Origin of the sequence: Streptomyces sp. YS-3 (assembly GCF_045257485.1) — a bacterium.
Taxonomy (GTDB): domain Bacteria; phylum Actinomycetota; class Actinomycetes; order Streptomycetales; family Streptomycetaceae; genus Streptomyces.
The window spans coordinates 1-6,071 of record NZ_JBJHPC010000440.1; the positions used below are offsets into that span (position 1 = coordinate 1).

The window sequence follows — 6,071 nt, forward strand, 5'->3', positions numbered from 1 at the left end:
CGGGCGGCGCCCGCGCCCCACCCCGTACGGGGACTGGCTGGTGCGGGTCTTCGACCTGTGGTGGGACGACGACCGGATGCGGACCGGGGTGCGGCTCTTCCAGGAGATCGTGGCGCTGCTCCTCGGCGTGCCCAGCACGGTCGAGTCGGTGGGGCTCTCCCCGATGGTGGCCGTGGTGGTGGACACGGACGGCGCGATCGAGCAGACGGGCGCGCTGCGCTCGGCGTACGAGGGCGCCTCCGCGACCGGCCTCGACGTCTTCCGGCACTCCTTCGACCGGGCGCTGCGCCACCCCGGCCTCGCCGCCCGCCAGCTGGGAGCCGCCGGACTGGCGCACGACTGCGCGGCCTGCCCGGTACGGGAGGTGTGCGGGGGCGGCAACTACGCGCACCGCTACGCCCCGTACAGCGGGTTCCTCCATCCCAGCGTCTACTGCGCCGACCTGGAGCGCCTCATCCGCCACATCGCGGCCCGGCTCGCGGACGCCGACGCGCTCCGGCAGGGGGGCCCGTGACCGTCAACTCCTGCTCCCCGACACGTGATACGCAACTCATCCGTCCTCACCCCGATGTGCCCGGCAGAGCCTTACCGGGCGACCCGGTCCTCCCGCTCGTCCGGCTGGGGGTCCGGGGGTTGTCCCCCGGGAAGACGCAGCGTGACGCACAATTGAGGGTGCGCGCACATCCAGCAGCTTCCGGCCCGAGCCGAGGGAGTCCGCCGCATGTCCGACCACGAGGGCGCCGTGGAGCCCACGCCGCCCGAGCCGGCCGAGGAGTCACCCCGCGTCACCGTGCTCTTCGCCGGGCAGAGCCAGGCCTGGGCCGACTGGATCGGGCAGCAGCTGGAGCGGGCGGGGCACCCCGCCGTGCTCATCCGGTGGGATCCGCTGCACCTCAAGCCCGCCGACTCCGCCCTCGCCGACCTGCTGGAGCCGCCCGGCCGCATCCTGGTCGTCCTGGACGACTGGTATCTGCGGTTCGACTCGGAGAAGTACCAGGGCTGGGCCCGGCTGCTGCGCGACACCCTGCCCCAGCACCGCGACCGCGTCGCCGCCGTCACCGTCACCGCCAGACCGCTGCCGCCCGCCGCCGCCACCCTGCGCCCGATAGGGCTGCGCGGGGTCGGCCCCGACGAGGCACGCCGCCGGGTCCTGGAGTGCGCGGGTCCGGCCGCCCGCCCGGGCGGGGTGGTCCTGGAGCGGGCCATCCGCTTCCCCGACGACCGGCCGGCGATCTGGAACGCGCCGCGCCGCAACCGCCAGTTCACCGGCCGCGAGGACGCCTTCGAGCGCATCCACGACATCCTGGCCGCCGCCGGCGAGGACGGCGGCCGGGTGGTGGTGCACGGTCTGAGCGGGGTCGGCAAGACGCAGGCCGCGATGGAGTACGTGCACCGGTTCGCCGGTGAGTACGACATCGTCTGGTGGGTCGGCGCCGCCGCCAAGGCCAGTGCCCGGGAGGGCTTCGCGGCCCTCGCCCCGGCGCTCGGCCTGCCCCAGGGCAGCCGTCTGGGCGAGGTCATCACGGCCGTGCGGGGCGCCCTGGAGACGTCCTGCCGCCGCTGGCTGGTGGTCTTCGACGGCGCGGAGAGCCCGGAGACGGTCGGGGAGCTGGTCCCCGAGGGCCCCGGGCACGTTCTGGTCACCGCCAACTCGCCCGAGTGGCCCGGCCTCGGCGCCCAGCTGGTGCAGCTGCCGCCCTTCGACCGGGAGGAGAGCGTCGCCTTCGCCCGGCGCCGCGCCGAGCGCCTGGGCGAACAGGAGGCGGACCGGCTCGCGGAGGCCGTCCAGGACCTGCCGCTGCTGCTCGACCAGACCGCGACCTGGATCGCCAACAACCCGGCGGCCTCCATCGCCGACTATGTGCGCGGGATCAGCCAGGACGACCCGCACACCGTCTCCACCACGCCCTCGCGCGAGTACCCGGCGAGCTTCCAGGCCGCCTGGTCCCGGACGCTGAACAGCCTGAACGAGACCTCCGCCGAGGCCTGGGAGCTGCTCAAGCTCCTCGCCCACTTCTCACCGGACTCCGTACCGCTGCGCCTGCTGCAGAACGCCCGGGTCAGCGATCTGCCCCCGCACCTCGCCGCCCTGGTCACCGACCCCAGCAGCTGGAACTCGGCGCTGCGCACGCTCTCCCGGGTCACCTCCACACCGCTGGAGTACGACGACCCCGGCCGGCTCGGCACCCGTACCGTCGGCTCGCTGCGCATCCACCGGCTGCTGCACCGCTTCGTGCGCGCCAGCCTGCCCGAGCAGGAGCACGAGCGGGCCACCGCCACCGCCTGCCGGGTGCTGGTCGCCGCCGACCCGCGCGACCCGGCCGGCGCCCACAACTGGCCGCGCTACGCCGAGCTCATCCCGCATCTGGAGCCCTCCGGCGCGCTCACCTCCACCGACCCGGACGTGCGCCGGCTGGTCCTCAACTGCATCGAGTACCTGCGGGTGCGCGGCGAGTTCCGCGAGGGGCGCCGGCTCAGCGGCCTCGCGGTGGAGTCCTGGCGGCCGGTGTCGGGCCCCACCGACGGTCTGGTCCTGGTCGCCACCCATCAACTGGCCCACAACTTCCGCCAGCTGGGGGAGTACGGGCGCGCCGAGGAGCTGGGCCGCGGCACGCTCCGGCGGCTGATGGGCGAGGGCCGCGGCGGCATCGAGGTGGTCCGCGCCAAGAACGGCCTGGGCGGCACCCTGATGGTGCTCGGCAAGTACGCCGAGGCCCGCGCCCTGTTCGAGGAGGCGGCGGGGGAGACCGCGGCCCTGCTCGGCGACTGGAAGGTGCCCCGGCTCCTCGCGATCCGCCACAACCTGGCGGTCACCCTGGCCCTCCAGGGCCACTACGCCAAATCGCTCTCGCGCCACGAGGAGGTCCTGGAGGAGTGCATCTCCGTCCTGGGCGGCAAGGACCACCTCACCCTCCAGTGCGGCTCCTTCACCGCCCAGATGCTCCGGCTGATGGGCCGGTACGGGGAGGCGCTGACCATCCAGGAGTACAACCACCGCCTGCACCGCCAGGTGCTGGGCGCCGACCATCCGCAGACCCTGATGGCCCAGCACAACCTGGCCCTGTGCCTGCGCCGCGACGGTGAGCCCGAGCGGGCCAGGGGATTGCTGCGCGAGGCCCGTGAGGCGATGCTGCGGCGCGCCGAGGCGACCGCGTACACCTGCGACTACGCCATGCTCCTGCGCGAGCTCGGCCGCCTCGACGAGGCGCACCTGCTGGCCTCGGAGGCAGCCGCCGGATACGAACGGCTGCTGGGCGCGGACCACCCCTACACGATCGGGGCGCGCGACAACGTGGCCCTGGTGCTGCGCGAGAAGGGCGAGCACGGGCCCGCGCGCGAGCTGGCCGAGCGCAATCTGCGGGCCTTCACCCGGGTACTGGGCCATGTCCACCCCTGGACGCTGGGCTGCGCCCTGAACACCGCGTCCGCGCGGGCGGCCGACGGCGATCTGCCGGGCGCGGCCGAGCTGGGCCGCTCCGCGCTGGTGCGGGCGGTCACCTCGGTGGGCCAGACGCACGTCCTCTCGGTCAACCTTCAGGCGGGCCTCGCCCAGGACCTGCGGGCGCTGGGCCGCCGGGCCCAGGCCGCCGAGCTGCTCCGGGACGCGGTGGCGACCCTGACGGGGGTGCTGGGGGAGAACCACCGCCAGAGCGCGTACATGAGGAGCGGGGCGCGGCCGTACTGGGACTTCGAGCCGATGCCGGTCTGAGGCGTTCGGCGGCCGGGTGCGGGCGAATGTGAGCAAGGCCACGTGTGGCCGGGATTTGACGTTTCTCTGACGTTCCTCTGACGTGGAGCCGCCCATTCCTGTACCAGGACGGCCTGTTCCTGTGGTTCGTGGCCGAACTCCGCGCTGTCCCGGGCGGCCCCGCCTTGAAGCGGAGCGCGATCATCAAGATCCTTGATGGGGCCCCGGGGCACCGCTCAAGGGCCGCTCCCTTGCGGTGGGCGACGATCGGATGTGCCGAGGACCTCTCTCCTGTCGGGGGCGAGAGGCCAACTCCCCATGCCTTCAGGAGGGTTTGCCATGACTCAAGGCGACACGATCGGCGCCGGGCCGCCGACCGCGGCGGCCGAAGCGCCCAGCCGGTCGCGGACCGCGCGCCTGGGGAAGTCGACCGGGTTACGCACGGTCGCCACCCGGGACGGCTGGCTGCGCCCCGAGGCGACCCGGCTGCCCTCGCTGACCGGACTGCGCTTTCCCGCGGCCCTCCTGGTCTTCCTCAACCACACCGGACTGCCGTTCCCGTTCCTGCGTCTGGTCAAGGACGACGGCGCCGCGATGGACTGGTTCGACGTCACGCGCAACGCGGGCGCCCTCGGCGTCACGTTCTTCTTCGTCCTCAGCGGATTCGTGCTCACCTGGGCCGTCCGGGAAACGGACACCACCCGCGCCTTCTGGCGCCGCCGGCTCGTGAAGATCTACCCGAACTACGCGATCACCTGGCTGCTCGCGATGGTCCTCTTCGCCTCCGCCTATACGCCGACCCGGACCGCGATACTCAACCTGCTCATGGTGCACGTCTGGTTCCCGAAGTTCGACGTGATCTCCAGTGTGAACCAGCCGAGCTGGTCGCTGGGCTGTGAATTGCTCTTCTATCTCGCCTTCCCGCTGCTGCACAAGGTGTTCCGCCGCATCCGGGCCGAACACCTCAAGTACTGGATATCCGGTGTGACGGCGGCCATCATCGCGACACCGTTCTTCACCTACCTCCTGCTGCCGGACAACCCCAACTTCCCCGGCGGTCTCGCGCTCGGCGCCCGCGCCTCCACCGAGCAGTACTGGTTCGCGTACAACTTCCCGCCCGTGCGGCTGCTCGACTTCGCGCTCGGCATGCTCGTCGCGCAGGCGGTGCTCAACGGCCGCTGGTGGAACATCGGTATGACCTGGTCGACCGTGCTGCTGGCCGGAAGCTATGTCTGGTGCTCCCATGTGCCGTTCCTCTACTCGCAGCGGTCCATGACCATCATCCCCATCATCTTCCTGATCGCCGCCGCCGCCGTCGCCGACGCGAAGAACCAATTCACGCCCTTCCGAAATCGGGTGATGATCTGGCTCGGCGAAGTGTCGTTCGCCTTCTATCTGGTCCACTTCGTGGTCCTCGCCTATGGACGCAAGTGGCTCGGCCACGAGATGTACTCGGTGCCGCAGACCATCGGCATCCTGCTCGTGGAATTCACGATCGCCCTGCTGGCCTCCTGGGCGCTGTACGCACTCGTCGAGCGCCCCATCACCCGTAACTGGTCCAAGCCCCGGCGCCCCCAGGCCGCGGCGAGCTGACCCGCTCCGAACCACTTGCATTCAAGTGGAGATCAAGAACTGACTGTAAGGATTCCCCCCATGAAGACCATCGCCCTCATCACAGGTGCCAACAAAGGAATCGGATTCGAGATCGCGCGCCAGCTCGGCGAGCTGGGCATCACCGCGATCGTGGGCGCACGGGACGAGGAACTCGGCAAGGCCGCGGCCGAGAAGCTCGGCCAGCCGTTCGTACGGGTGGACGTGACGGACCCGGAGAGCATCAAGAAGGCCGCCACCTATATCGATCTGGCCTACGGCAAGCTCGACATCCTGGTGAACAACGCCGGCATCACGGTCTCGCACGAGGAAGGCAAGCCCAGCGTCACCTCGCTGGAGACGATGCGCTCGGTTTACGAGACGAACGTCTTCGGCGTGGTGGCGGTGACCAACGCGTTCCTGCCGCTGCTGCGCAAGTCCCCGGCGGGCCGGATCGTCAACCAGTCCAGCGAGATGGGCTCGCTCACCAACGTGCTCGACCAGGACCACCCGATCTGGCACGTGAACAACCTGCCGTACAACTCCTCCAAGACCGCGCTGAACATGATCACGGTGTCCTACGCCAAGGAGCTGTGGGACACCCCGATCAAGGTCAACGCGGTCGACCCGGGCTGGTGCCGCACCGACATCACCGGCGGTGAGGGCTACAAGTCGGCCGAGCAGGGCGCGGCGATCGCCGTGCGGCTCGCCACCCTGGACGCGGACGGCCCCACCGCCACGTTCGTCCAGGACCAGGGCGCCCTGCCCTGGTAGGGACGTCCCTCCCTCCCCC

The 6,071-nt window shown here is 71.3% G+C and carries 3 protein-coding genes and 1 pseudogene; all 4 read left to right on the forward strand.

Annotated elements, in window-relative coordinates; translation table 11 throughout:
- Nucleotides 1-514: pseudogene (locus tag ACJA3G_RS27550) on the forward strand (FxsB family radical SAM/SPASM domain protein); the annotation flags it as partial.
- Nucleotides 515-721: 207 nt separating this feature from the next.
- Nucleotides 722-3,709: an FxSxx-COOH system tetratricopeptide repeat protein gene (fxsT, locus tag ACJA3G_RS27555; protein ID WP_406555742.1), complete on the forward strand. Its 2,988-nt coding sequence runs from the start codon at nt 722-724 to the stop codon at nt 3,707-3,709.
- A gap of 318 nt (nt 3,710-4,027) precedes the next feature.
- Complete coding sequence (locus ACJA3G_RS27560) at nt 4,028-5,281, forward strand: acyltransferase family protein (RefSeq protein WP_406555743.1); 1,254 nt, start codon at nt 4,028-4,030, stop codon at nt 5,279-5,281.
- 60 nt (nt 5,282-5,341) lie between these two features.
- On the forward strand, nt 5,342-6,052 hold the full coding sequence (locus ACJA3G_RS27565) for an SDR family oxidoreductase (protein WP_406555744.1): 711 nt from the start codon (nt 5,342-5,344) through the stop codon (nt 6,050-6,052).
- Nucleotides 6,053-6,071: the final 19 nt, after the last annotated feature.